This window comes from Pseudomonas sp. DC3200b2 (assembly GCF_049895785.1).
Classification (GTDB): Bacteria; Pseudomonadota; Gammaproteobacteria; order Pseudomonadales; family Pseudomonadaceae; genus Aquipseudomonas; species Aquipseudomonas massiliensis.
On sequence record NZ_JAFCTA010000002.1, the window covers coordinates 636167 to 662331 of the forward strand.

Below are 26165 nucleotides of genomic sequence, written 5' to 3' on the forward strand. Positions count from 1 at the left end.
AGCCATGCCGATGCCCAACCCCGAACCTTATTGGCAGCGTAACCTCTATGTCTGCGTCTTTGGCGCTTTCACGACCATTGTCGCCATGACCCTGTTGTTGCCTTTCCTGCCACTTTATATCGAGCACCTCGGCGTCACGGACGCAGCTGCCATCGTGCAATGGTCAGGCGCAGCCTATGCAGGCACCTTCCTCACCGCAGCACTTACCGCCCCACTCTGGGGCCGGCTCGGGGATCTCTACGGACGCAAGCTGATGCTGATCCGGGCCAGTCTTGGCATGGCCGTGGCCATGGCCATGATCGGCCTGGCGCAGACGGCCTGGCAATTGGTTGCGCTACGACTGCTGGCCGGACTACTGGGCGGCTACGCCTCAGGCGCCACCATCCTCGTGGCCACCCAGGCGCCCAAGGCGCGCGTCGGCTGGGCCTTGGGAATGCTGTCTTCCGGCATCATGGCGGGCAACCTCGCGGGGCCGTTGCTGGGCGGCGCCCTGCCACCCCTGGTGGGCATTCGCAATACCTTCTTCATTTGTGGCGGCGTCATTTTCATCGCCTTCTTGGCCACTGTCTTTCTGCTCAAGGAAAGCCCGCCTGTCAGGCCGGCTCGCGTTGCGCCCAGGCAGGCAGCGCCGACGCGTTTCAATCGATCCGTGGGAATCATGCTGATGACTGCCGGGGGCTTGATGTTCGCCACCATGTCCATCGAGCCCATCATTACCGTTTACTTCCAGCAACTGGGGACTGTCCAGGTCACCTGGATGGCTGGTCTAGCCATGTCTGCCACAGCGCTGGGCAGCATCCTGTCCGCGTCCCGGCTTGGCTCCCTGGCGGACCGCTTCGGCCCGTGGCGGGTGCTCTGTGCCTGCCTCGGGCTCGCCGCGGCGCTCCTGGTTCCGCAGGCCCTGGTAAGTGAAGGCTGGCAGCTGGTGATCCTGCGTCTGGCCATGGGCCTGGCGTTGGGCGGCCTGCTGCCCTGCATCACCAGCATCATTCGTCAGAGCGTTGCGGACCAAGGGGCGGGACGCCTATTGGGCTACTCGACCTCCTGCCAATACGCGGGGCAGGTACTTGGGCCTCTGGCAGGGGGTTTCCTTGGGGGACATTACGGCATGCGCTCGGTGTTCTGGGCGACCAGCCTGGTATTGGCGGCCCTGGCGCTGTTCACCTGGCGCAACCGTCCCAACGCGGACGGGACCTCTCAGGACTGAAGGCCGGAGAGCACTTCCAGCGCATTGGGCACCGCTGCACCCGCGGCGGTATTGTCGAAGATACACCAGGCCGGTACCTGAGCCTGGCGCAGGCGGGCGGTCACCGCGGCCAATGCTTCAGCGGCATAGGTCGAGTAGTAGATTCTGGGGGCGCCATGCAGACGCCAATAGAGCAGCCCGGGCCAGCCCACGGGTTGAGTTTGGCCCAAGGGCGCCGGGTCCGCCTGGACCCAGCCTATACGCGCCGCGATGAGCATGGAGCCCGCCGCCAACCAGGAGCGGTGACGAGGTTCGAGTACTACCGGCCCGTCATGGAGCAGGCGCACCTGTTCGAAGAAGCGGGCGGCGATAACCGGCTCGTAAGCCAGGGAGGGTGGCAGCTGGACCAGGATGCAGCCCAGGCGATCGCCCAGGGCCGAGCACTGTTCGAAAAACGCATGAATGTCAGCCTCGCAATTGACCAGGCGGGCATCATGAGTGATCTGCCGCGGCATCTTCACGCAGAAGCGGAAGCTCGTCGGCACGCTAGCCGCCCAGCGGGCATAGGTCGCCGGACGGTGCGGGCGGTAGAATGAGCTATTGATCTCAACCGCGTTGAAGCGACTGGCGTAGCGCTGCAGGTGGGTCCCATCCTCGGTAAAGTGGGGCCACTGCTCACGCGGGAGGCTCCAGCCGGCGCAGCCCAGGTAGCGATGAGTGTCTTGATCGAGTGTCATGACATGAAGGACCTAGCGACAAGGGCGCGCGTTCCGTCGGGGTACGTTGAAGCTGCGACCGAGGCTGCCTAGAATGCCGTGTCTATTTGCCATCACGGTAATCCTCATGCGCCTCGCCCCTCTCCTGCTGGTGACGCTCTGCAGCCTTGCGCCTTCGGCTTGGGCCGAAGCCTACAAGTGCATCGGGGCGACGGGCCGCGTCAGCTACAGCTTCGTGCCCTGCCCGGTAGCCATGGGGGAAACCCGCTGGGCGCGCAAGGTAGAGCAGGCCCAATGGGTAAGCCTAAACCCCGAGGACGCCGAACCCCATGTGATCAATCAGCGGGCGACCAGGATCCTGCAGACCAGCTATCGCACCAAGGTGCGCTACACCGTGCATTACCTGCCCGGCGTGGCGCCACCGCGTGCGAAGAAGCCTCGAGTGGCCGCAAAACCGATGCGCTGTCTGGACGAGGGCGGACACCCGCGCTGCGACGGCCTGGCCCGGCCTTGAACCCGCCCGCCGGCCCAGCCCTGGCAACCGATGCCGCGGGCGAGGCCGTGAGCGAACCCATCAGATGCGGAAGCTGCCGACCAACTGTTTGAGGCGAGCGGCCTGCTGCTCCAGGTCTGTACAGGCGCGCAGCGTCGCCTGAAGGTTTTCCACGCCTTCCTGATTCAGGGTGTTGATCTCGCTGATGTCCATGTTGATGGTATCCACGACGGCTGTCTGCTCTTCGGTGGCTGTGGCGACGGACTGGTTCATGCCGTCGATCTCGCCGATCCGCGCGGTTACGCTGGCCAGGCGCTCGCCGGCCTGGTTGGCGATGATCACGCTCTGATCGCTCTCGCGCTGGCTTTCATTCATGATCGCCACGGCTTCCTGGGCGCCCACTTGCAATTCCTCGATCATGCCCTGTACCTGCTGGGCTGATTCCTGGGTGCGATGGGCCAGGTTGCGGACTTCATCGGCCACTACCGCAAAGCCACGTCCGGCCTCGCCGGCCCGTGCCGCTTCGATCGCGGCATTGAGAGCCAGCAGGTTGGTTTGCTGCGAGATCCCCGTGATGACCTCGAGGATCTGCCCGATATTGGCTGTCTTCAGGTTCAACTGCTCGATCTTGTCGCAAGCGGCGCTGATCTTCGCTCCGAGCCGGTTCATTGCCTCGATGCTCTGCTGCACCACAGCCTGCCCGTTGCCTGCCAGGTCGCTGGCGTCGCTGGAATGGCCCGATGCGAGCGCGGCGTTATGGGCGATTTCCTGGGCGGCGGCGCCAAGCTGATTGATCGCTGCCGCGACGCTGTTGGTACGCTGCGCCTGCTGGTCGGAATTGAGCATGGACGAGTTGGAGGCGCTCACTACCCGCAGCGCCACCTCGTTGAGCTGCACCGTTGATGAGGACACTTCCCGCATCGAGTCGTGAATACGTTGAACGAACCGGTTGAAGGCATTGCCCAGATGACCGAATTCATCCTGGTTCTGCACGTCTAGGCGACGGGTGAGGTCGCCTTCGCCCGCGGCGATATCCTGCATGGCACGGCCCATGACGTTAAGCGGTCGCATCAGTACCGTGATGAGCATGCCCAGCAAGAAGATGATCACGACCACCGCTACGAGGGTGGCGACCACCGCCGAGGTGCGGAACTCGCTCAACGTCACGAATGCTTTCTCTTTGTCCAGGGCAAGGCCGATATACCAATCGACGGACGGCAGGCCTTCCACGCGGGCAAAGGTGAGCACTTCCGCGCGTCCTGCCCGCTCGCTTTCGCTGATGTCGGTGCTCAGGCGAGGCGTGGCCGTTGGGTAGGCATCTTTGAGGGTCTTGTTGACCAGGGTTTTGTCCGGATGCACCAGGATCTGGCCATCCCCATCCACCAGAAAGGCGTAGCCGTTGCCCTGGAAATCCAATGCGTTGATGGTCTTGACCAAGGTATCGAGGGTCAGGTCGCCCCCAGCCACGCCGACGACCTGACCGTTGGGCCCCTTCACCGGCGTGGCGATGGTAATGATCAGCGACTGGGTCACCGCATCGGTGTAAGGCGCTGTCAGCATGGTTTTGCCAGCCTCCTGCGCTCCCTTGTACCAGGGGCGGGTGCGGGCGTCGTAGCCGGCCGGCATCTCATCCGGCGGCTGCATCACGAAGGCGCCATCGGCGCGGCCGATGTAGACGTTCATAAAGGTCGCCAGCAGGGTTTTCTGTTTCATCCACTGGCTGGCAGAGGCATCGTCCGTAGTCGACGCCAGGCCTTCGGCCATGCCCTCGACAAGCAGGATGCGACCGGACAGCCAGTTCTTTACGTTATCCGAGGCACTTTCTCCGGTTTCTCGCAGGTAGCTTTCCAGCTGGGCCTGGATGGAGTGGCGCTGAAGGTAGTCGTTGTACAAGGAAAAGAGACTGAAGGCCGCGACCACGACAAGCGAGGCGGCCAGGAGGATCTTGTGGCTGAATTTAAGGTTTTTGAACATGCCGGGGCTGCCTGCGGAGAACTAGGTAACCAGGTTATCGGCCAGGTCCCCGCAAGGTTTAGCGCCGCCGCGCACCTGGGGCTTCCTGGCCCGCAGATCAGCGGGCCGGCCCGCTGCGGTGGCTTGGCAGTTGCGGTTCACCGCCGTCTGCCGCTCTCAAGCCTGATCCGACCTCGGCCGGGCACGAGGCTTGCCATTTTCCATACCCAGGTCATGTATCGCCTTTCCGGGAAGCGCCGCCACGGCGGCGGCCTGACCGTCCCGCTGTTTGCCATGACGTGCTTGAAGCACCAGGCGAGGAATGAGATCTCCCTCGGGAAGCCCCTTCCAGAAACGAGTCGGCATATGGCCTTGCATGATCCCCGGGTTGACCCGCGCCGGGTTGAACGTGTGAGTGTAATAGGCGCGCCACAGTGCTTCGCTGCCGTCACCCTGCCCCTTGGCCATGGCTTGCCACTGGGGCGGACACTTACGCTCATGGTGCAGCGTCGAGCCATCGTAGAAAGCGCCATCATCGGGCGTGGCGATCATCCAGCGCTGGCGGCCCATGCGCCCGACGAAATGTTGGGCGGCATCCTCCAGGATGTCATGAGCCGGCTCATGCCAGGCCACGAACTGAGGGCCCGTGTCCGTCGCGGGACGCTCGACGAAGCGCAGGAAGGCATGCAGGTGGTGCGCTTCCCGGCTGACCTGCTTGACGCGCCTGTGCAATTCGCTACCAAGGGCGTCTCCCGCCAGCATGGCGGTGCGGTCGCCGTGGCTGACGCGCCAGAGTACTTCATAGAGCAGGCTCCAGCGCTGGTCGCCCCGGTACTGACTCGCAGCTTGCAGCAACTGGGGCAGCGCCATTGGAATGCGCGAGCGGAACGGCCCCAGCTCAGTCGGCAGGCCATGAGGCGCGCTGAACAGATCGGCTTCCCGTTCACCGTTCCAACTGACCTGGCTCGGGTCGACGCCGTGGCTGAGCAACCAGCGCGCCTGCTCGCGCCAACGCCCGAACAGGCCATCGCACTCCAGGCAGATCACCCCCACAACCCCAACTGCTGGGGTTGGGGGCGTTCCACCATGGCCTGGCGCAGGGCCTGGCTACTGCGCTCAGCCTGGGGCGGATGGTAATCGGCGGTGACCACGAAAGGCTTGGCCTTGCTCAACACGCAGCGCAGGCGGGCCAGATCCGCGTAGCGGATTCGCCGTTGCCGACGCAATTCGATCAACCGTTTGGTAGTGCGGATGCCGATGCCCGGCACTCGCGCGATCATCGCCGGCTCGGCCCGGTTCAGATCCAGCGGGAAATACTCACGATGCTCCAGCGCCCACGCCAGCTTGGGGTCGATATCGAGGGCCAGGTTGCCAGCACTACCCAAGAGTTCGTTGGCCCGATAGCCATAGCCGCGCAGGAGGAAGTCGGCCTGATACAGCCGATGCTCTCGCATCAAGGGGGGCGGCGCCAGCGGAACGCTGTTGGGGCTGTCCGGAATCGGGCTAAAGGCTGAGTAGTAGACCCGGCGCAGGCCAAAATTCCCATAGAGCGCTTCGGCGCTGCGCAGGATGGTGCTGTCATCGGTGGCATCGGCACCGATGATCATCTGGGTACTCTGCCCGGCAGGGGTGAAGGCAGGTGCCCTCACCTCGCCGGCCACCGCCTGCTGACCTTGATGAATGGTCCCCATGGCCTGGTGGATGGTCTTGAGCTGCTTCTCTGGCGCTAGGGTTCGCAGGCTTTCGCCAGTGGGCAACTCCACGTTTACGCTGAGCCGGTCGGCATAGCGCCCGGCCTGCTCGATCAGCGCCGGGTCCGCATCGGGAATGGTCTTCAGATGGATATAGCCGCGGAACTCATGCTCTTCCCGTAGCGAGCGGGCTACCTGCACCAGCTGCTCCATGGTGTAATCCGCGGAGCGGATAATGCCCGAACTGAGGAACAGGCCGCTGACATAGTTGCGCCGATAGAAATCGAGGGTAAGCCTGACCACCTCCTCGGGAGCGAAGCGCGCGCGCGGCACGTTGCTGCTGCGGCGATTCACACAGTATTGGCAGTCGTACAAGCAGAAATTGGTCAACAGTACCTTGAGCAAGGACACGCAACGACCATCGGCGTATAACTGTGGCAGATGCCCATGCCATTGGTGGAGCCCAGGCCGCCCTTGCCTTCAGAGCTGCGCTTGGGCGCGCCGCTGCTGGCGCAGGAAGCATCATATTTGGCGGCATCGGCGAGAATGCTTAGCTTGTCGATCAGCTGCATGAAATATCCAGGCACTGTTTTTCTGTACAGTAGCTGGTTGGATGTACAACCTCAAGCACCCTTGGTCGCTTGATAAGCGCTCAAGGCGAAAAGACAAAAACCCGCCGAAGCGGGTTTTTTCATGCCATTCCAGCCTCCTGCCGGTAGCCGTCCAGGCCATGGCCGATCTTCCATGATCCCTGAAGCGATCCATTGCTTCAGTTGATGGATCCAGAATACCCGTTACCTCGCGATTGGACCAGAGCCAAACGCTGCATCGCCGTGTAAGACATTGGCTATGGCACGGCCCATCCATGACGCACAGAGCCTTACCCGGTTCATAGCCGCTGCTGGCCCTCGCCAGGTAGACTACGGGCGTACCAAGGCCTTTGTTGACTGTCCTGCAACGCATCGCCCAAGCCACTGCGGGGCTCGAGGGCGATGCGCAGGGCCAGCTTCATCACATCCAGATCGCTTTCCACCGCAGGCCCCATCCAGATTCCAGGACCGTTGGCGCAAGCGTGGCTTACCGGTCCCATCCAGGGGTCTGCATGCTCAACCCAGGGCCCGATGGCAAACCAGGCCACGCCACCGATGCGCGTCCGGGTCACCTGGCCTGGGTGGAACAGCTCCTGGGCGGCGTACCAATCGTCGATGCGAGCGTCGATCCAGCCATGGAAACCCCAGAACAGGGGGTGCACGTGTGAAGAGAACGGGTCGCCCAGGAAATCATTGCCCGGGTCGAACCAGGCCTTGGAAAAATCGGTGGGCTGACGGGCCATGGGCATGGGGCGCTGGTCTTCGGGGCCGCGGGCCACACTGGCCCAGCACATGTGCAGCCAATCGTGCAGGCTCAGCTCCAACTCCGAGCCGAACTGGCCCAAAGTCATGCGCGCCAGGTACTCGGGGTCCCGATAACGCGACTCCCAGACCTGGAAATTGCCGTCGTAGGTATCGCGGCTTTTGATCGCTGCCATTCCCTGGCTATAGGCTTCGTCGCCTGGCGCCAGCCAGGTAGGCGGCACGGAGTGTCCATCAGCGTTCTCGAAGTAGCGAAGGAACGCCACGCGGTCGGTTTCCACCGCGGGTCGCGGCTGGGGGAACAGGTGCCACGCTTGGGGGGCGCCCAGCTTGGCCGCCACGCCGAGCATATAGCGGTGCATGTACAGAAAGTCGATGCCCGAGCCGTTGCGATCCTTGTACCGGCCTCGGGAATCCCGCTCCTGACCGCTCGGGCCAGGCTGCCAGCCCAGGTTGCGCAATGCCTGGCGACGGTCATTGCCGATCAGGTGCCACTTGTCCCTGACCGTATGCCAGAGCTGATGGGTCAACCGGTGCTGGGGGGTCACCAGCCAGTCCAGGAAGGCAGCGGTCAGGGGAATGCGTTCACGCGCCTCGGGAAAAGGCAGTTTATGGGCGCTGAAAGCATGGGAAACCCTGTCACCTTCGGCGCGCAGCTCTGTGACATGTCCGCTGAGCACATCATTATCGGCGACGCCCACACCGCCCCACAGATCGGTCAGGGACACGTTCAGGCAGTAGCCCGGCGCGCCGGGCAAGGGAGTGTTCTCAAGCAACCGCCAGCGTATCTGCCCGGCGTTGGCTCCGACCAGGTCGCCCATTACCTGAAACCGGGGCGCGGCCCCGTTCGCCAGGCGCTGGTAGGTATCAAGGTATCCTCGTAGTCCGCGGCCTCGCTCGCCTGCATCGAGGAGAAGAGTCGCACCATCGAATTGCGACAATGCAGGCGTCCGTACGGTCCATACGCCGCGTAGCAGGTCGGCCAAGCGTTGGGTTGGCAGGTCCGCGAGTTCCACCTGGGCCTCGCTCGGCGTGCCGCCTTCGGCCCACCACTTATTGAAGCGTCGAGCCCCTTCGTAACCCGCCGGCGCCATTAGCCCGCCGAGTGCCGCTCCCGCCAGAAGCCTGCGCCTGGTCATTCGCATCGCTTGCCATCCCTTCTAAACGCTGCCGAATATTCTCTACAATCAACCACTTACTTTCGCTTCCAGCAAAAGCATGAGCCTTGAGTCAGTCGATTGACAGCCACCCTATCAGATTCCATGGCCACGGGTAATGGAATCAAGCTTCGCTCGAAGATGAAATCTTGAGCAGGCAACCTTAGCGCAGCCCTTGTATCACGCGGGATACAGACAGGGGGGCAGGTTTTCGAGAGGAATATTTCGGCACTCGCTGGCCGCAGGGAAAACTTCCGCCGTTGCGCTTGGTCTCAGCGTCTGGGCACGAGGCCACTATTCAACTGACTGCCCAGACGACGATATTTTGACATTCGGGATTGACAGCCGCCATCTCGGCGCTGCAGGTCACCCATGGACGAGAGCGCAAACGATGATCTTCAACGTGAAAGACTATGGTGCCGTGGGTGACGGCGTCACCGACGATACCGCCGCCATCCAGGCAGCTATCGACGCCGCGGCCGCTGCCGGTGGCGGACAGGTCTACATCCCCAGCGGTACCTACATCGTATCGGGGGGCGAGGAACCCTCCGACGGTTGCCTGATGCTGCAAAGCAACGTCTATATGTATGGCGACGGCATGGGCGAGACCACGCTCAAACTGGCCGACGGCTCCGACCAGGACATTACAGGCATCGTGCGTTCGGCCTACGGCGAAGAAACCCATGATTTCGGCCTGAGCAACCTGACCATCGACGGCAACCGTGCCAACACCACTGGCAAGGTGGATGGCTGGTTCAACGGTTACATCCCGGGAGAAGACGGCCAGGACTCCAATGTGACCCTGGATGGGGTGGAAATCCTGAACTGCTCGGGCTACGGCTTCGATCCCCACGAGCAGACCGTCAACATGGTCATCCAGAATTGTGTATCCCATGGCAATGGCCTGGACGGCTTCGTAGCCGATTACCTCATCGATAGCACCTTCATCAACAACGTGGCCTATGATAACGACCGCCACGGTTTCAACATCGTTACCAGCACCAACAGCTTCAGCCTGGTCGATAACGTAGCCTACGGCAATGGCAGCGCGGGGATCGCCGTACAGCGCGGTAGCGAGGACATCCCCTCGCCCACTGACATCACCATTACCGGGGGCTCGGTGTACGATAACGGCGCCGAGGGCATCCTGATCAAGATGTCCACGGACGTCACCGTCAGCGGCGTGGATATCTATAACAACGGTAGCGCCGGCATCCGCCTCTACGGCTCTTCCGACGTGACCGTGGTGGACAACACGCTGACCGCGAACGGCCAGAACGCCGCCGTGCCGGAAATCATCGTTCAGTCCTATGACGACAGCAACGGTGTGTCGGGCGACTTCTACGCAGGCAGTAACAACGTGATCGAGAGCAACACCATCACTGGTGGCAGCAATTCCACCTATGGCGTGGCCGAGCGCAACGAGGATGGCACCGACAACAATGCCGTGGTAGGCAATACCATTACCGGCACCACCAAGGGCAGCACCCTGCTGTATGGCGATGGCAGCTACGTCAGCGCCCAGGTACCCCTGCACGAGATCGACGGCACCGCCGGCAACGATGTGCTGACCGGCACCGCAGTAGCCGACCTGTTACTGGGCGGGGCTGGCAAAGACACCCTCGGTGGCGGCACCGGCGATGATGTGATCGTTGGTGGCGCCGGCAGCGACAAGCTCAGCGGCGGCGACGGCGCGGATACCTTCCGCTTCGACAGCCTAACTGACAGCTACCGCAGCAGCACCACCTCGTACGCCGACCTGATCAGCGACTTCAACGTCAACGAAGACAAGCTGGACCTGGCCGCGCTGGGCTTCACTGGCCTGGGTGACGGGACCAACGGCACCCTGACCATCGCCTACAACGCCAGCACCGACCGCACCTACATCAAGAGCCTGGAGGCCGACGCCAGCGGCAATCGCTTCGAGCTGGCGTTGTCGGGCAACCTGGTAGGCAGCCTGACTGCCGACAACTTCGTGTTCGAGTATGTCATCAGCGGCACCGACAGCGCCGATACCCTGACCGGCACCGGACAGAACGAAACCCTGTACGGCCTTGGCGGCGCGGACACCATCAGCGCGGGCGCGGGGGCTGACGTCATCTACGGCGGTGGCGGCGCGGACGACCTGAGCGGTGGCGATGGGGCGGACACCTTCGTCTACACCGCCGTAAGCGACAGCTACCGCAACTACAACAGCGGAGGCACGAACCAGGGCGACGAGATTCTCGACTTCGACGTGACCACCGACAAGATCGATCTGTCGGCGCTCGGGATCACCGGCCTGGGCGATGGCTATGCCGATACCGTGGAAATCGTGCTCAACAGCGCGGGCACCCGCACCTATATCAAGAGTCGTGAAGCCGACGCCGATGGCAATCGCTTCGAAGTGTCCATCTCGGGCAATCATCTGAGCGATTTGACCGCCAGCAACTTCGTGTTCGCCACGGCGGCTGTCGGTACCACCGTGCAGGGCACCGACGGCAATGACGTGCTCACCGGCACCGCCGGCGATGACCTGCTCATCGGCGGTGCCGGCCTGGACAAGCTGACAGGAGGCGCGGGGGCCGATACCTTCCGCTTCGACAGCCTGACCGATAGCTACCGCACCGCCAGCAGCAGTGCTGACGACCTTATCCTTGATTTCAACGCCAACGAAGACAAGATCGACCTGTCCGCGCTCGGCTTCACCGGCCTGGGTGACGGCCATGACAACACCTTGTCTATCGTCTACAACGCGACTACCAATCGCACCTATATCAAGGACCTGGACGCCGATGCCTCTGGCAATCGGTTCGAAGTGGCGTTGTCCGGCGATCACAGTACCGACCTGACCGCCGCCAACTTCGTATTCGCCAGCACGACGCCGGCCAGCACCACCACGACCGATACCGTCGCCACCGACACTGGTAGCACTGCCGTCGAGGTCGTCATCCTGGGAACGAGCGACACCGAGCACCATACCACCACGGCCTGAGGGCAGCCGCGCCGTCAGGACGGCGCGGTGTTTCACCGTCAGCGGGTGCCAGCCACGCCGCTGACGCCCATCATCCACCTCGCCAGGTCATCGACTTCGGCCTTGCTTACCCCATGGGTCATTCCAGGATAGGCATGGAACTCCGGCTTGACGCCCAGTTCGATGAGGGCTTGCCGGGCCTGTGTCGCTTCCTGGTAATCCAGGACAGGATCGGCCGTGCCATGGCCGATGAATACTGGCAGCTTCGCCAAAAGGTCTGCCTGATCCGCTCGCGTTCGCACCTGATCGATCAGGCCGGCAGGCAGCTTGCCGCTCAAGATGGCGATACCACCCACCGACGCTGGCGCCTGCAGGGCGATCTCATAGCTCATCATGGCTCCTTGGCTAAAGCCCACGAGATAGATGCGCTGGGGTGGCACATTGTATTTGCTGGAGGCTTGCCGGATGAAAGCGCGCAGGCGCTCGAGGCTACGATCGATGTCTTCCTGCACACCCTCGTATGGGCCCTGGCCCTGGGTCTTGCTGAACCACTGATAGGCGCCCTCGCCCAACGGCATGGGCGCGCGCACTGAAAGGTAGGTGAAATCGGGAAAGAGCCGCTCGCGCAATTCGAACAGGTCTTCTTCGTTGGCGCCGTAACCATGCAGGAAGATCACCATCGGGTGTGCCTTCGGCTCGGCACCGGCCTGGGCCAGGTAGCTCAGGGACAGGTCCGTCTGGAGTACGGGCTGTGCCTGCGCCAGGGCAGTGAACAATGACAGTGTCAGGGCGGCTAACCACTTCATGGGGGAAGGCTCTTGGCGGGGAATGACAGGCCCAAGCGTAACATTGGCACTACTGCGGCGGGCAGGGTCCATACCCTGGAAGCGAAACCATGGCAACGACCGGCGCCGCGCTATATAGTCGAGTGCATAACGCCATTGTTCGAGAACCCTCATGCTTCGCGTCTCCCTCTTCTGCATGCCGCTGATTACCCTTGCCGGCCTGATGGCCGGGCAAGCCCGCGCGGACGACGTACAGGTCGCCGTGGCCGCCAACTTCACCGCGCCGCTGCAGGCTATCGCCACTGCCTTCGAGCAAGACACCGGACACCATGTCATCGCCTCGCCTGGCGCGACCGGCCAGCTTTACGCCCAGATCAACAACGGCGCGCCTTACCAGGTGTTCCTCTCGGCGGACGCCAGCACCCCCGCCCGGCTGGAAAGCGATGGCAAGGTCGTCGAACATTCGCGTTTTACCTATGCGATCGGCAAACTGGCGTTATGGTCCGCGCGACCGGGCTATGTCGATGCCCAGGGCAAGGTGCTCGCGCAAGGAAACTATCGTCACCTGGCCTTGGCCAACCCCAAGACCGCGCCGTACGGCCTGGCAGCCACTGAGGTGCTGGAGCATATGCGTCTCACCGAGGCGACGGCGTCCAAGCGTGTAGAAGGTCAGAACATCACCCAGGCCTTTCAGTTCGTACAGACCGGGAATGCGGAGCTGGGCTTCGTCGCGCTCAGCCAGGTGTCGCGTGACGGCAAGCTGACCGGCGGCTCGGCATGGATCGTGCCGGATACCCTGTACTCGCCGATCCGTCAGGATGCCGTGGTGCTCGATCCAGGCGCAGGCCAGGTTGCCGTCGAGGCGTTCATGAACTACCTGCGCGGCCCGACGGCGGCCGCCATCATCCGTTCGTACGGCTACGCGCTCGATGCTCGGGCCCAGTGACTATGGGGCCATCTGGCTGACGCTCAAACTGGCCAGCGTGACCACATGCCTGCTGCTGCTGCTGGGCGCGCCCCTGGCCTGGTGGCTGGCCCATAGCCAGTGCCGCTGGCGTGGGCTGGTCAACGCTGTGGTAGCTCTCCCTTTGGTGCTGCCGCCCACGGTCATCGGTTTCTATCTGCTCCTGCTCATGGGCCCCGATGGCCCGGTAGGCCGACTGACCGAAGCACTCGGCTTGGGCAGCCTGGTGTTTTCCTTCGCGGGCCTGGTAGCAGGCTCGGCCCTCTACTCGCTGCCGTTCGTGGTGCAGCCGCTGCATAACGCCTTCCAGGCCATTGGCAGCGCTCCCCTAGAAGCCGCGGCAACCCTGGGCGCCTCGCCCCTGGACCGTTTCTTCACGGTTGCCCTGCCCTTAGCCCGCCCTGGAGTGATCACCGCCGCTGTGCTGGGGTTTGCCCATACGGTGGGTGAGTTCGGGGTGGTCCTGATGATCGGCGGAAACATTCCAGATCGCACTCGGGTCGTCTCGGTGCAACTGTTCGATCATGTCGAAGCCATGGACTATGCGCGTGCCCATGGCCTGGCGGCAGTCATGGTGGCCTTCTCCTTTGTCACCCTGCTATTGCTCTATCGACGTCATGGGCCTGGCCGGGGGGCCCTGGAATGAGCGAACCGCTTGAACTGGACGTGACCTTGAGCCGCGGGCTGTTCAGCCTGCACGCCAGCCTGCGTTTGCCTGGCCAGGGTATCACCGCCATCAGCGGCCCTTCAGGCTCTGGCAAGACCAGCCTGCTACGCTGGGTGGCCGGCCTGGAGCGGGCCGAGCATGGCTGGCTACGCGTGGACGGGCACACCTGGGAGGACACCGGGCACAAGCGCCGCGTGGCGACTCACAGACGCGCGCTGGGCTATGTCTTCCAGGAAGCCAACCTGTTCACACACCTGGACGTCCGCGCCAACCTGGCGTACGGCTGGCGTCGCTTGCCCGTCGCACACCGCGAACCTGACTGGGAGCCTCTCTGCCAGACCCTGGGCATCGGGCACCTGCTCGATCGCAAGCCACAAGGGCTTTCCGGCGGCGAACGCCAGCGGGTCGGCATTGCCCGCGCCCTGCTGCGCCGACCGCGCCTATTGATGATGGATGAGCCCCTGGCGGCCCTGGATGCCGAACGCAAGGCAGACATACTTCCTTACCTGGAGCGGTTACGGGAAACCCTGGCCATTCCGGTGCTCTACGTCACCCATGCCGCCGAGGAAATCAGTCGCCTGGCCGATCATCTTGTGCTCATCGACGGCGGCCGAGTGCAGGCTGAAGGCCCTTTGAACAGCCTGCTGACACGGCTGGACCTGCCACTGGCGCGGAGCCTGGATGCAGGCGTCGTCATCGAAGGCAAGGTCACCGGTTTCCAACCCCAATGGCAGCTGCTGCAGTTAAGCGTTGGCGTCGCAGGCGACCTCTTGCGCGTGCCTCACGGCGAACGGCCCCTGGGCAGCCGGTTGCGTGTGCGTGTCTTGGCCCGGGACGTCAGCCTGAGCCTCGATGCGCATAGCCGGAGCAGCGTGCTCAACCGCTTGCCGGCCGTAATAGGCGAGTTGAGCCCTACTCCGGGCGGCGCCGATGTGCTGGTCAGCCTGGACTGCCAGGGTACAACTGTGCTGGCCCGCCTTACCCGTTACTCGGTCGCTCACCTGGGGCTACGACCGGGCATGGCGGTCTGGGCCCAGATCAAAGGGGTAGCCGTGCTTGCCTAGGGCCGTGGCTGGCTGAGTTCCGGATCAAGCTCGCTATCGTCGGCAGCATCATCGGAAGGGTCAAGGGCCGGGTCGAAGCCGCTCTCGTTCAGGTCCAGCGGATCGCTAGGGGCGTTGATCGGCCATTCCGGCGTAGGGTTCTCGTCGTTCTCAGTGATGGACATCTGTGATCAGCCTCCCGTGGCTTTGTATTTCAAGGGTCGTGATGCCCATGAGCTGGGCCTGATCCATCACCTCCTGAGGCGAGGCATCGGCGCTGGGCATGAGCAGACTGTTTTCAGTGTCGCCGTAATGAATTTCCAACAGCCGCAAGGCGGCGACTTCGGGCGGCAAGCGCTCGCCTTCGTATTCGAGTTCCTGTTGCCGCGGTTGCTCGTTATACAGATAACTGACGCGATGGCGGTAAAGTCGGGTGTGCAGTCCCGTCTCTGAGGGATCGTGGGTCATCGGCCTGCTCCTGCTTGTCTTGTATTGAACCCAATGCCATCAGGCAAGTGCCTGGTCAGTGGACTGCGGACCGGCCTGAAGGTGCCATGCCGCGGCCATGGCTCAGCCTTGCCGCAAACGCACCCAGGTCGGCGCATGGTCGCTGGCATGGGCCTGGTCGCGCACCCAGCGGTCAACGCCCGCCTCTTCCAGGCGCGGGGCCAAATCGCGGCTCAACAGGAGATGGTCGATGCGCAGCCCCTTGTCATGCTCCCAGTGCTGGCGGAAATAGTCCCAGAAGGTGAATACCTGCTGTTCCGGGAAATAACTACGAAGCGCGTCGGTCCAGCCCTGGTCCAGCAACCGCTGGTAACAGGCACGGCTTTCCGGCTGCAGCAAAGCATCCTTGCGCCAGGATTTGGGATTGTAGATATCGAAATCCGTCGGCACTACGTTGAAGTCCCCGGCCAGGATCACCGGGTGGCCGCTATCGCGCAGCGCCTGGGCGTGCTCGATGAAATGCTCGAACCAGCGCAGCTTGTAGTCGAATTTGGGGCCGGGTTGCGGATTTCCATTGGGCAGGTAAAGGCAGCCCACGACCACGCCCTGAACTGCGGCCTCCAGGTAACGGCTGTGGGTGTCGTCTTCGAAGCCCGGCAAGCCGCGGCGGATTTCCAGAGGCTCGCTACCCTTGGAGAGAATAGCCACGCCATTCCAGCTGGCCTGGCCATGCCACAACGAGAAATAGCCCGCTTCCTCGAGAGCCTGGCGCGGAAAGGCGGTATCCGCCGCTTTGAGTTCCTGCAGGCAGACGATATCGGGAGCTTCCTTGGCCAGCCATGCGAGCAGCGCGTCGTGACGTGCCCGAATACCGTTGATGTTGAATGTTGCAATCTTCATGAATGCAGGTCCTCCCACTTATCCAATGGACCTGCCGCTGGGCCAGGGGTTTAACCCGGGACGTTGGAAGCGAGATGGGCGGCGGCCCGAGCCACCACTGCGGCGCGGCGACTCACGGAAGGCGAAACGGCTTCCCGTTGCGCGCGCAATACGGCTTCGATCGCGGTATCGGGGTGGCCGCTGAAAGGCGGCGCTGGCGCGTACTCAAGAGCCAGTTGAGCGCGCTGCGCGCGTTCCACGCCAAAGGCTTGGGCAGCCAGGACCAGCGCGAAGTCGATACCGGCGGTGACCCCGCCCCCGGTGACCAGTCTATCGTCCAGCACTACCCGCTCGTGCACGGGTATTGCCCCGAAGGCTTCGAGCAAATGATGATAAGCCCAGTGGGTAGTCGCCTGCTTGCCGCGCAACAGTCCCGCCGCGCCAAGCAGGAGCGCGCCCGTACACACGGAGGTGACGTAACGCGCGCGCTGGGCTTGCCGACGGATGAAAGCCAGCGTCTCGGCGTCTTCCATGAGCGGCTCGACACCGCTACCACCCGGGATGCACAGCACATCGAGGGCCGGGCACGTTTCGAACGTATGGCTTGGGATCAGGCGCAGCCCGCCGCTGCCGGCTATCGGCTCCAGGTCTCGCCAGACCAGGGATTGAGACACGGCGCTGAACTGCGCGAAGACATCGAATGGCCCGACAAGGTCCAGCGGTTGAACACCTGGGAATATCAGATAGCCAATGTGCATGGAGCGCTCTCCTTGAGGTAATGTCCTCAGGCTAGCGCCCTTCATGACGGCGCGGCGGCCAATGACCGGCAGCTATACGCCAATCGCGCGTCAGCGCGCCAGATTGGTCTCGGCGGCGGGAATGGCCTTCATCACTTCGTCCGTGAGCTTGCCGATGGTCCAGGGCTTGGGCAGGAAAGCGATGTCGCCGCTCAGGCGCGCGGTTTCTGGCGTCTCATGGCCCGACATGACAATGATGGGCAGCGCTGGCCATTCGACATGGACCCGATGGGTCAACTCGGCGCCGTCAATGCTCCCCGGCATACGAATATCGGTGATCAGAAGGTTGACGCTCAACCCCTCGCCAAAGGCTTTCCAGGCATCATCGGCAGTAGCGTAGTCGACGGTTTCAAAGCCCTCCGACTGAAGAATCTCGCAAACGAATTCCCGGATAATGGGCTCGTCTTCCACGACCATGACCTTTCCCCGGGATTCGACAGAATTTACGACAGTGGCTTGGGTCAGGGCATTCGGCATCATGGGTGTCCTTGCATGGGTTGCGGGCTCGTGCGCCCATACTCCCTTCGTCAACCGTAAACAAAGATGATTCGCCACCCTACTGGGGTAATTCGACAAACGGTCGTATGGCTTTCAGTCGCGACGGCCTTATGAAGCAGCCACTTAGCGCAGCAAGCGAAGCGTCGCTGATGCGGCAGCGTAATACTGACACCTGCGGATTGCCCTCTGATGCGTATTCTTCCGTCAGGGCTGCAGGCACCCAATGAAGTGCGGTGGACCCGTGAAAGGTTTCAGCGGTCTATGCTCAAGGCTTTCGCTTACCTATGCCTCTGGAGATCCCCATGCCCCGCACCCTGACCTATGCAGCCCAGAATGCCAGCGACTCGCTCAAGCCCTACGCCATCGAGCGCCGGGAGCCTGGCGCTGACGATGTGCAGATCGAAATCCTTTACTGCGGCGTCTGCCATTCGGATCTGCATACCGCCCGCAATGAGTGGCAGAACACCTTGTACCCCTGCGTGCCGGGTCACGAGATCGTGGGGCGGGTCAGCGCCGTTGGCACTTCCGTGACCCGTTTCAAGGTAGGTGACCTGGCTGGCGTCGGTTGCATGGTGGACAGCTGTCAGTGCTGCAGCGCCTGCGCCGAAGGCGATGAGCAATATTGCGAGAACGGCTTTACCGGCACCTACAACGGCCCGGTGTTCGGCGGCGAGAACACTTACGGTGGTTATTCCGAGCGAATAGTGGTCAAGGAAGCGTTCGTGTTGAAGATCAGTCATCCGCAAGCCGAGCTGGCCGCCGTGGCGCCCCTGCTTTGCGCTGGAATCACTACCTACTCACCGCTGAGCCACTGGAAAGTGGGCCCAGGCAAGAAGGTGGGCATAGTAGGCCTCGGGGGGCTTGGCCACATGGGCGTAAAGATCGCCGCAGCCATGGGCGCCCACGTGGTGCTGTTCACCACTTCGCCTGGCAAACGCGACGACGGACTGCGCCTGGGTGCCAAGGAGGTGGTGGTCTCGCGCAACCCGCAAGAAATGCAAGCCCATGCCAACAGCCTGGACTTTATCCTCAACACCGTGGCGGCGCAGCATGACCTGGACCCCTTCCTCAATTTGCTCAAGCGCGACGGCACCATGACCCTGGTGGGCGCGCCCGAACATCCCCACCCGGCTCCGACGGTCTTCAATCTGATCTTCAAGCGGCGCAGCCTGGCTGGCTCGTTGATTGGCGGCATCCAGGAAACCCAGGAAATGCTTGATTTCTGCGCCCGCCACAAGCTGGTGGCAGACATAGAAAGCATTGCGATCCAGGACATCAACCAGGCGTTCGAGCGCATGCTCAAGAGCGACGTCAAATACCGCTTTGTGATTGACATGGCCAGCCTTCGCTCAGACGCGGCGGCCTGACGCAAGCCATCGCGGTTCGCATGAGCCTGCGCGAGCCTGACGAACTTTGACCCGGCCAAGAGGGTCTGGTGAGGGAACCGTTTGCGGAGCCCTGCCCCTGTGTCCCGTCTAGTCATCCTGCTGTTGACCGCCCTGCTTGCCCTCCCCGCCCTTGCCGATGCCCCCGCCGCCGACCAGGCTCCAGCCGAGAAGGAGGTGCTGGTCCAGGGCGGGTTGCTGGGCACCCTGACGTCCAGCCTGGATGACGTCCAGGACAAGCTGGACCTGAACGAACACCTGGTCGATAGCTGGCGCTTGCGCACGGACCGCGCCGCCACCGAGGCCAGTCGCCTGTTCGACCAGCAGGCGCAGACCTCCGGATGGACCCTGGCGCGGGATTTTCTGGTGTTGAGCCTTACCTGGATCGGCGCCTTCTTCGTGCTCTATAGCCTGGCGCGGCTGGCCTGGGCGAGAGTTGGCCGCCGCGGCTTCCTGGCGCGACGCACGCGCTTGCAAGGCGTGATCGGCTACCTGCTCAGGTTCACCGTGCCAGCCATCGTCAGCTTCGGCGTGTGCCTCCTGGTCAGCCATCACCTGTCTCCGTCCGATGCCCGCGCCATCGCTCTCTGCCTGGCCTATGCCACCAGCAGCGGCATTACCTCCACCACGGTGATCCTTTGCGCGATCACCCTGTTCGACGTAGGCCACAAGCGCGCCGCCGTGCGCATCCTGCGCCAGAGCGCACCCAGGGCCCTGTTCGTCATCGGCTTTCTCGCAGCCCTTGGCGATGCCCTGACCAGTCCGCAGATCGCACGTCAGCTAGGGGCCAACCTCACCGGCAGCATCGCGGTGGTGGTCGGACTGATCGCCACCTTCACCTTCGCCGTGCTGGTCTTGCGGGTACGGCGGCCAGTGGCGCACATGATCCGCAACCGAGGCTATCGCCAGCGCCACGAGCACCGGGCCGTGCAGGAAACACTGCGGGTATTCGCGGCGGTGTGGTACTTGCCGATTCTGCTGATGATCCTGGTATCGGCCATTCACTTGATCGGGGCGGGAGAACAGAGCCAGGAAGCCTTGCAACGGGCCCTGATGAGCACGGTACTGCTCATCGGCGCGGTATTCCTGAGCACGGTCATGCACCATGTGCTCAAGCCCCAGAGCAACCAGGACCCGGAACATGCGCGCCCCTATGTCGAACTCCTGCGTAGCCTGGGCCATGCCCTCTCGCGGATTGTCATTGCCATCGCCTTCATCGAACTCCTGGCCCGCACCTGGGGCGTCTCGGTGCTTGAGTTCGCTGCACGCAACAGCATCGGCAGGGCGATCAGCAACTCCCTCAGCAGCATCGGCCTGATCCTGCTGGTCACCTGGCTCGTGTGGGTGGTGATCGACACCGCCATCCAACAGGCGCTCAAGCCGGCGGTAGGCAAGCGCGCCAGCCGCCAGCCCAGCACCCGGATCAAGACCATACTGCCGATGCTGCGCAACGCAGCCAAGATCGTGCTGGTAGTCATCGGCACCATCACCACAATGGCCAACCTGGGCATCAACGTCGCGCCCTTGCTGGCCGGTGCCGGGGTGGTGGGCCTGGCCATCGGCTTCGGCTCCCAGCAACTGGTACAGGACGTCATCACCGGGCTGTTCATACTGATTGAAGACACCATCGCGATCGGCGATTGGGTGGTGATCGACGCCACCCATGCCGGTACCGTGGAAAGCCTGACCATTCGGACCTTGCGCCTACGCGACGGCAAGGGCTTCGTCCACTCGGTGCCGTTCGGCCAGATCAAGGCGGTGACCAACCAGTCACGACAGTTCGCCAACGCCTTCTTCTCGGTACAGGTGACTTATGACAGCGACATCGACACCGCCCTGGCATTGATTCAGAAAGCGGCGGACGAGATCTCCAACGATCTTCTGCTCAGGACCAACCTGCAAAGCCCGTTGCAGATCTTCGGTGTCGACAAGATGGACCTCAACGGCATTACCCTGACCGCCCAGTTCCGCACCACCTCCGGTGGCCAGTACGCGGTAGGCCGGGCCTTCAATGAGAAGCTCAAGAAGCTGGTGGACGGTGTGGACAATGTCCGTTTCGCTCAGTATTGCCTGCCCCCGGTACCGGCCCCGGCATAAGCGGTAGCGGGCAACGAAGCCGCCGATTACCATGGTGGCTTCCTCCGCTGCGCACAGAGAGAGTATTGCTCCATGGCTCACACCCTGCTGGTCCTCAATGGCCCCAACCTGAACATGCTCGGCACACGCGAGCCGGGCGTATACGGCAAGGAAACCCTGGCCGATGTAGAGGCCCAGTGCCGCGCCACCGCCGAGGCGCACGGCCTGGCCCTGGAGTTCCAGCAAACCAACCATGAAGGCCAGATGATCGACTGGATTCACCAGGCCCGCGGCCGCGTCGCGGGGATCATCATCAACCCGGGGGCCTGGACCCACACTTCCATCGCCTTGCATGATGCGCTGGTGGCGGCGGAACTGCCGGTACTCGAAGTCCATATCTCCAATGTGCACCGCCGCGAAAGCTTCCGTCATCACTCCTATGTATCGCTGGTGGCGGTAGGCGTGATCGCCGGCTTCGGGACCCATGGCTACAGCCTGGCCGTGACCCACTTCGCCAAATTGCTCGGCTGACACGCCGGGCCTCCCTACCCGACCCGACCCTGGATGGGACTATCCATGACCCCGCCTGAACCACCCCAGGAAGGCGTCTCCTGGCGCCTACGCCTGCTCAAGGGTGGCCACGAGCCGGACCCGCGCTTTACCCTGGCCAACGAGCGCACCTTCCTGGCCTGGATACGCACCGCGCTTGCGCTGATGGCCGGCGGCATCGCCGTCGAGGCATTTACCGGGGAGGTATTCGATCCAGGGGCGCGAAAGGCGCTCGCCATGCTGTTGCTCGGGCTGGGCCTGGTGCTGAGCGCCAGCGCCGGCCTGCGCTGGCTGCATGTCGAGCGTGCCATGCGCCATGGCAAGCCGCTACCGCTGCCGTTGCTGGTTCCTTTGCTGGCGGTCGGCGGCGCGCTGGCCACCGGGATACTGCTGGCCTACATTGCCTGGCGCCCCGCATGAAGCACAGCCCGCCGCTTCGGCCCCACCAGGACGCCGGGCTGCAGCCGGAGCGCACCAGCCTGGCCTGGCGCCGCACCTTGCTGTCACTGGTAGGCGCAAGCCTATTGTGCTTGCGCTGGCTTCCTCACCATAGGGTATTCGCGATGCTGCTGGTAGGCTTGACCCTCGCGGCGGCCCTCGGCATCGGGGCAGCTCTGACCAGCCGTTATCGCCAGGGGGTATCGGCCATCAATCGAGGCCAGGCCATCCCTCCGGTACTCGAAGTCATGGGGCTTACCCTGGCCTGCGTCACCCTTGGGGTACTCGGCCTCTATGGCGTGCTGGGTCTTGCCCTTTGACCCTTCTCAAGGCATGGATGTCAGTGGCCGGGCAAAGAGACCGGACTAGCGCCCCGCTTCGTCTGGCTGCGCCGCTTCTCGCTCGGCGTCGGCCGCGAACAGCCGCGCCAGTTCGGCGCGCGCTTCCTGGTTGCTCTGGATGATCCTGGCGGTATCGTCGTAGACCCGGTGCTGAGAGCGCAACACCGCCTGGTCATGGGCCTGGAAGCGGCTGATGCGCGACTCGGCCTGGGCCTGGCTCAAGCCAAGGCCCACCAGGGTACGCCGGCTCATCTCCAGGCTTGAGTAGAAGGTTTCACGGACGGCATCGGCGCCCAGGTCCGTCAGTTTGTGCACGTGCTGACGGTTGCGGGCTCTGGCGATGATCTTCAAATGAGGGTAGAGACGGTTGACCAGTTCGGCGGTCTTGATATTGGTCTCCGGATCATTGGTGGCGATCACGAAGTACTCTGCCTGCTCCACCTTGGCTGCCCGAAGGATCTCGGCGCGTAGCGGATCACCGTAGTACACCGGCAGCTCGGAGAGGCTTCGCGAAAGCTCGATGCTCTCTACGGAAGTATCCAGCGCCACGAAAGGAATACCCTGGGCTCGCAGGATACGAGCGACGATCTGCCCCATGCGGCCCATGCCGGCGATCACGACCCTTGGCCCCTCGGTGTCGATGTTTCGATAGGCGTCAGGCACCGGTCTGGGCGGTTCAGTGCGCCGCAGCAGGCGTCCGGCCGCCAGCAACAACAAGGGGGTAACTGCCATGGACAGCGTAATGGCCAACACCAGCAGATCATGCAGGCGAGCATCGAACAGGCCGTTGTCCCGGCCAAGCTTGAATACCACGAAGGCGAACTCGCCTCCGGTGGCCAGTACCAGACCAAGACGCAGGCCAGAGACAATCGAAAGCCCGCCGCCGAATCGGCCCAGCAAGGCAAGCAAGGGAAGTTTCAGGCCCAACAGCAGCAAGGTAAGCCCGACCACCGTGGCCGGCTCGGCCAGCAGCAAGCCAAGGTTGGCGCCCATGCCCACGGTGATGAAGAACAAGCCCAGCAGCAAGCCCTTGAAGGGTTCGATCTGCGCCTCCAGTTCGTGCCGGTACTCAGAATCCGCCAGCAGCAGCCCGGCAAGAAACGCCCCCAGGGCCATGGACACTCCCGCCAGGTCCATCAGCCAGGCGGTGCCGATGACCACCAGCAACGCGGTGGCGGTGGATACTTCCTGCAACCCGGTACGCGCGACAACCCTGAACACGGGGCGCAGCAGATAACGCCCTCCGATCACCACCACCGCGATGCTCCCCAGCACCTGCAGGGCATGGTTCAGGCTGGGCGTAGCGTGCTGGTCGCTGCCCCCTGCAAGCATGGGCACCAGGGCGATCAAGGGAATTGCTGCGATGTCCTGGAACAGCAGGATGGCGAAGGCCAGGCGACCGTGGGGTGTCTGCAACTCATGCCGCTCGGCCAGGCTCTGTAGGCCGAAGGCCGTGGATGACAATGCCAGGCCCAGGCCGAGAATGATGGCACTGTTCAGCGACTGATCGAACGCCACCATGGCGACCGCGCCTATCACGCAGCCGGTGATCACGACCTGCGCCAGCCCTACGCCGAAGACAGCGCGGCGCATTACCCATAGCCGTTTGGGCGACAATTCCAGGCCGATGATGAACAACAGCAGTACCACGCCCAGTTCGGACAAATGGTTGAGGCTCTGGCTGTTGCCTGCCACGCCCAGCACCGCGGGGCCGATGGCCACGCCGGCCAACAGGTAGCCCAGTACCGCCCCGAGCTGTAGGCGCCGCGCCAAAGGCACCGCGAGCACCGCCGCCAACAGAAAGACCACGGCGGCGCTCAACAGGTTGCCGTCATGCGGCATGCATCACCTCTATTTCCATTACCGGTTTCACTCCGTGGCGCGGCCGATCTGAGCCACTACTTCACGGATCACTGCATCGATATCGAAGGGTTTGTCGAATACGGCGGCGAACAACTCCGGGCTCGCCCGCCCGATGCTACCTTGGGCGCCACTCATCAGGAGCAGGGGAAGCTTGGCGAACAGCGGGCGCTCGCGCACTTTTCTGGCGAACTCAAGCCCATCCATCACCGGCATCATGAAATCGGTGATGACCAGGCTGGGTCGCTCCCGATCGAGAACGTCCAGCGCCTTGCGGCCGTTGCTGGCCTTGACGACCATGTACCCCTCATCCTCAAGGGCGTACCCGAGGATATCGGCGATCAGATATTCGTCGTCGACTATCAGGATGGTGGTCATTTTTGCGTGGTCCGGGCACCCATCAATTGCGTGTTGACGAAACAGTGTTCGTCAACACCGGCTCGCTTGATCTCGAAGTTTTTATGAAATGCAACCCACGGGAGCCAATGACCGCTTCGAGCGGCGCTGGATCGTAAACGCTGTCCCTGACTTTAAGAATGGTCATCGTTCGCGTAAGTTCAGACGGGTTTTCAACCAGCCGCAGCAGGAAGATATTGTCCACCACACTGGCCAGGTCCGGTGTCGGCAAACCCAGCGCCGGGCCTAGCATGCCCTGCATTTCACAGGTGCAGAGCACCGTCACGCCGCGCCCGCGCAGCTCCCCGATCAGGGCGCTGAAAAAGTCACCCAGGCGCGCCGGGTTCGTGCATACCCGAGACATTCCGCCGAGGCTGTCGATCAAAACGCGCTTGACCCCGTGGGTGTCCACCATTTCGAGCAGGCGCGCCCCGTGGCCGTCGAGCAGCCCCTGGGTGGTGGGCTGCCAAGCGATGTGCAGCGCGCCGTTACGCTCCATGGATTCGAAGTCGAACTCCAGGGCAGCTGCCTTCAGAAGCAACAGTGGCGGGCTTTCGTAGAAGCCGAACAGGAGCCCGGGGGCATCTGGCGTAGCCTCGGCGAGGAACTGGATGCCCAGGGAAGTCTTGCCGGAGCCGGGGGGCCCCATGATGATGGTCGCGGACGTACGCACCAGGCCACCACCGATCAGGGCGTCCAGGCTGGGCGAACCGCTGCCGATCATTTGGCGATCCTGCGGGTCCGGGCGGGTGGGATGGCTATAAAGGCTTTCCAGACGCGGATAGACCACCAGCCCATGATCGGTGATCACGCATTCATGCACCCCGGACAAGGCACCGCTGCCCCGGGTCTTTCGCAACTGGATACGGCGTACCGAACGCGTGCCAATCAACTCCTCACCCATTTCGATGACGCCGTCCACCATGGTGTGCTCCGGACTGCCATCATCGAGCCGGGCGCTGGTGAGGAACAGCACCGTGCAGCCAGCGAAGGCCGCATGCCCCTGCAGCTCGCCGATGAATTTCTTGGTATCGAGCTGTGAGTCCGCCTTGGTGCGGGCATTGAGCAAACCGTCGACCACCAGCACCGTTGCCTTCTGCCTGGAGATTTCCCGGCGCAGCAGTTTGACGACCTCTTCCAGCCCTTCGTTTTCCAGGGTATCGAAGGCACTGACGAACTGGATCTGGTCGCCGATTCGGTTGGGATTGAAGAATTCAAGGGTGGAGAGGTACTGGAACAACCGCTCATGGGACTCGGAAAGCAGGCTCACCACCAGGACTTTCCCGCCGTTGCGCGCATGGTTGAAGCTAAGATGATTGGCCAGTATGGTTTTGCCCGAGCCTGGTCGACCTTGGACGATATAGGAAGCCCCGGCGACCAGGCCTCCCTTGAGCAGTTGGTCCAGGCCCGCTATTCCGGTTGGGAGACGTTTTAGCTGTTCCAAGATCAAACCTGCCTGTCTGTCAGTACGCGATTCGGCCGAGGGGCAGCCCCTGGGCGGTGTAAGATGCGGCGATTCTATACCTTGACGCGCGGGAA

Annotated in this window: 23 protein-coding genes and 3 pseudogenes; 11 read left to right on the plus strand and 15 right to left on the minus strand. The window is 63.0% G+C overall.

Going from position 1 to position 26165, the window contains the following annotated elements:
* Positions 1-4 precede the first annotated feature (4 nt).
* The gene (locus ACP691_RS08620; protein WP_426199427.1) at positions 5-1207 is read left to right on the plus strand and encodes an MFS transporter; all 1203 of its coding nucleotides are present in this window, start codon (positions 5-7) and stop codon (positions 1205-1207) included.
* Here the strand turns inward: ACP691_RS08620 and ACP691_RS08625 are convergent.
* Positions 1198-1923: a DUF72 domain-containing protein gene (locus ACP691_RS08625; protein ID WP_426199429.1), complete on the minus strand. Its 726-nt coding sequence runs from the start codon at positions 1921-1923 to the stop codon at positions 1198-1200. The two genes, ACP691_RS08620 and ACP691_RS08625, sit on opposite strands and share 10 nt — an antisense overlap.
* Positions 1924-2029: 106 nt before the next feature.
* On the opposite strand from ACP691_RS08625, the gene ACP691_RS08630 reads away from it, so the two are divergent.
* On the plus strand, positions 2030-2416 hold the full coding sequence (locus ACP691_RS08630) for a DUF4124 domain-containing protein (RefSeq protein ID WP_426199431.1): 387 nt from the start codon (positions 2030-2032) through the stop codon (positions 2414-2416).
* A 60-nt stretch (positions 2417-2476) separates the two neighbouring features.
* Here the strand turns inward: ACP691_RS08630 and ACP691_RS08635 are convergent, their stop codons facing one another.
* From ACP691_RS08635 to ACP691_RS08655, 5 genes and pseudogenes are all read right to left on the minus strand, one after another.
* Entirely contained in the window at positions 2477-3316 is an 840-nt protein-coding gene (locus ACP691_RS08635; RefSeq protein WP_426199658.1) for a methyl-accepting chemotaxis protein, read from the minus strand.
* A 15-nt stretch (positions 3317-3331) separates the two neighbouring features.
* Positions 3332-4369: pseudogene (locus ACP691_RS08640) on the minus strand (HAMP domain-containing protein); the annotation flags it as partial.
* 156 nt (positions 4370-4525) lie between these two features.
* Positions 4526-5395, minus strand: a complete 870-nt coding sequence (locus ACP691_RS08645; protein WP_426199660.1) for a TIGR03915 family putative DNA repair protein — start codon at positions 5393-5395, stop codon at positions 4526-4528.
* Positions 5392-6611, minus strand: a pseudogene (locus ACP691_RS08650) (putative DNA modification/repair radical SAM protein). Before ACP691_RS08650 ends, ACP691_RS08645 begins: the two are co-directional and overlap by 4 nt.
* A 317-nt stretch (positions 6612-6928) precedes the next feature.
* A complete protein-coding gene (locus ACP691_RS08655) occupies positions 6929-8530 on the minus strand; it encodes a PvdJ/PvdD/PvdP-like protein (protein ID WP_426199432.1) in 1602 nt (533 codons plus the stop codon).
* A 409-nt stretch (positions 8531-8939) separates the two neighbouring features.
* On the opposite strand from ACP691_RS08655, the pseudogene ACP691_RS08660 reads away from it, so the two are divergent.
* Positions 8940-11399 (plus strand): annotated as a pseudogene (locus tag ACP691_RS08660) (glycosyl hydrolase family 28-related protein); the annotation flags it as partial.
* A gap of 161 nt (positions 11400-11560) precedes the next feature.
* Here ACP691_RS08660 and ACP691_RS08665 read toward each other — a convergent pair.
* Positions 11561-12307: an alpha/beta hydrolase gene (locus ACP691_RS08665; protein WP_426199434.1), complete on the minus strand. Its 747-nt coding sequence runs from the start codon at positions 12305-12307 to the stop codon at positions 11561-11563.
* Positions 12308-12458: 151 nt separating this feature from the next.
* On the opposite strand from ACP691_RS08665, the gene modA reads away from it, so the two are divergent.
* Genes modA through modC form a run of 3 tightly spaced genes read left to right on the plus strand, consistent with a single transcriptional unit; the run spans position 12459 to position 14981 of the window.
* Positions 12459-13232 (plus strand): molybdate ABC transporter substrate-binding protein, encoded by a 774-nt coding sequence (modA, locus tag ACP691_RS08670; protein WP_426199435.1) that lies wholly within the window; start codon positions 12459-12461, stop codon positions 13230-13232.
* A complete protein-coding gene (gene modB, locus ACP691_RS08675; protein WP_426199437.1) occupies positions 13216-13896 on the plus strand; it encodes a molybdate ABC transporter permease subunit in 681 nt (226 codons plus the stop codon). Before modA ends, modB begins: the two co-directional genes overlap by 17 nt.
* Positions 13893-14981, plus strand: a complete 1089-nt coding sequence (gene modC, locus ACP691_RS08680; protein WP_426199438.1) for a molybdenum ABC transporter ATP-binding protein — start codon at positions 13893-13895, stop codon at positions 14979-14981. Before modB ends, modC begins: the two co-directional genes overlap by 4 nt.
* Here modC and ACP691_RS08685 read toward each other — a convergent pair.
* The 5 genes from ACP691_RS08685 to ACP691_RS08705 all read right to left on the minus strand — a co-directional run bounded on the left by ACP691_RS08685 (position 14978) and on the right by ACP691_RS08705 (position 17563).
* A complete protein-coding gene (locus ACP691_RS08685) occupies positions 14978-15145 on the minus strand; it encodes a hypothetical protein (protein ID WP_157395827.1) in 168 nt (55 codons plus the stop codon). The two genes, modC and ACP691_RS08685, sit on opposite strands and share 4 nt — an antisense overlap.
* Positions 15132-15428, minus strand: coding sequence for a hypothetical protein (locus tag ACP691_RS08690; RefSeq protein ID WP_426199440.1), 297 nt, complete (start codon positions 15426-15428; stop codon positions 15132-15134). The genes ACP691_RS08685 and ACP691_RS08690 overlap by 14 nt, the downstream gene beginning before the upstream one ends.
* A gap of 102 nt (positions 15429-15530) precedes the next feature.
* Entirely contained in the window at positions 15531-16307 is a 777-nt protein-coding gene (xth, locus tag ACP691_RS08695; RefSeq protein ID WP_426199442.1) for an exodeoxyribonuclease III, read from the minus strand.
* Positions 16308-16357: 50 nt separating this feature from the next.
* A complete protein-coding gene (locus ACP691_RS08700) occupies positions 16358-17044 on the minus strand; it encodes a DJ-1/PfpI family protein (RefSeq protein WP_426199443.1) in 687 nt (228 codons plus the stop codon).
* 90 nt (positions 17045-17134) lie between these two features.
* Positions 17135-17563 (minus strand): response regulator, encoded by a 429-nt coding sequence (locus ACP691_RS08705; RefSeq protein ID WP_426199445.1) that lies wholly within the window; start codon positions 17561-17563, stop codon positions 17135-17137.
* 320 nt (positions 17564-17883) lie between these two features.
* Between ACP691_RS08705 and ACP691_RS08710 the strand changes: the two genes are divergently transcribed.
* From ACP691_RS08710 to ACP691_RS08730, 5 genes are all read left to right on the plus strand, one after another.
* Positions 17884-18948: an NAD(P)-dependent alcohol dehydrogenase gene (locus ACP691_RS08710; protein WP_426199446.1), complete on the plus strand. Its 1065-nt coding sequence runs from the start codon at positions 17884-17886 to the stop codon at positions 18946-18948.
* An 81-nt stretch (positions 18949-19029) separates the two neighbouring features.
* Positions 19030-21063 (plus strand): mechanosensitive ion channel family protein, encoded by a 2034-nt coding sequence (locus tag ACP691_RS08715; RefSeq protein ID WP_426199448.1) that lies wholly within the window; start codon positions 19030-19032, stop codon positions 21061-21063.
* 72 nt (positions 21064-21135) lie between these two features.
* On the plus strand, positions 21136-21573 hold the full coding sequence (gene aroQ, locus ACP691_RS08720; protein WP_426199450.1) for a type II 3-dehydroquinate dehydratase: 438 nt from the start codon (positions 21136-21138) through the stop codon (positions 21571-21573).
* 45 nt (positions 21574-21618) lie between these two features.
* On the plus strand, positions 21619-22011 hold the full coding sequence (locus tag ACP691_RS08725; RefSeq protein ID WP_426199452.1) for a YidH family protein: 393 nt from the start codon (positions 21619-21621) through the stop codon (positions 22009-22011).
* Entirely contained in the window at positions 22008-22349 is a 342-nt protein-coding gene (locus ACP691_RS08730) for a DUF202 domain-containing protein (protein ID WP_426199453.1), read from the plus strand. Before ACP691_RS08725 ends, ACP691_RS08730 begins: the two co-directional genes overlap by 4 nt.
* Positions 22350-22394: 45 nt before the next feature.
* Here the strand turns inward: ACP691_RS08730 and ACP691_RS08735 are convergent, their stop codons facing one another.
* The 3 genes from ACP691_RS08735 to ACP691_RS08745 are packed head-to-tail and all read right to left on the minus strand — an operon-like array spanning position 22395 to position 26073.
* The gene (locus ACP691_RS08735) at positions 22395-24212 is read right to left on the minus strand and encodes a monovalent cation:proton antiporter-2 (CPA2) family protein (protein WP_426199455.1); all 1818 of its coding nucleotides are present in this window, start codon (positions 24210-24212) and stop codon (positions 22395-22397) included.
* Positions 24213-24239: 27 nt separating this feature from the next.
* Positions 24240-24608 carry a response regulator gene (locus ACP691_RS08740; RefSeq protein ID WP_040263340.1) on the minus strand — a complete coding sequence of 123 codons (369 nt, stop codon included), beginning with the start codon at positions 24606-24608 and terminating at the stop codon, positions 24240-24242.
* A gap of 22 nt (positions 24609-24630) precedes the next feature.
* Entirely contained in the window at positions 24631-26073 is a 1443-nt protein-coding gene (locus ACP691_RS08745) for an RAD55 family ATPase (RefSeq protein ID WP_426199662.1), read from the minus strand.
* Between the last annotated feature and the right edge of the window lie 92 nt (positions 26074-26165).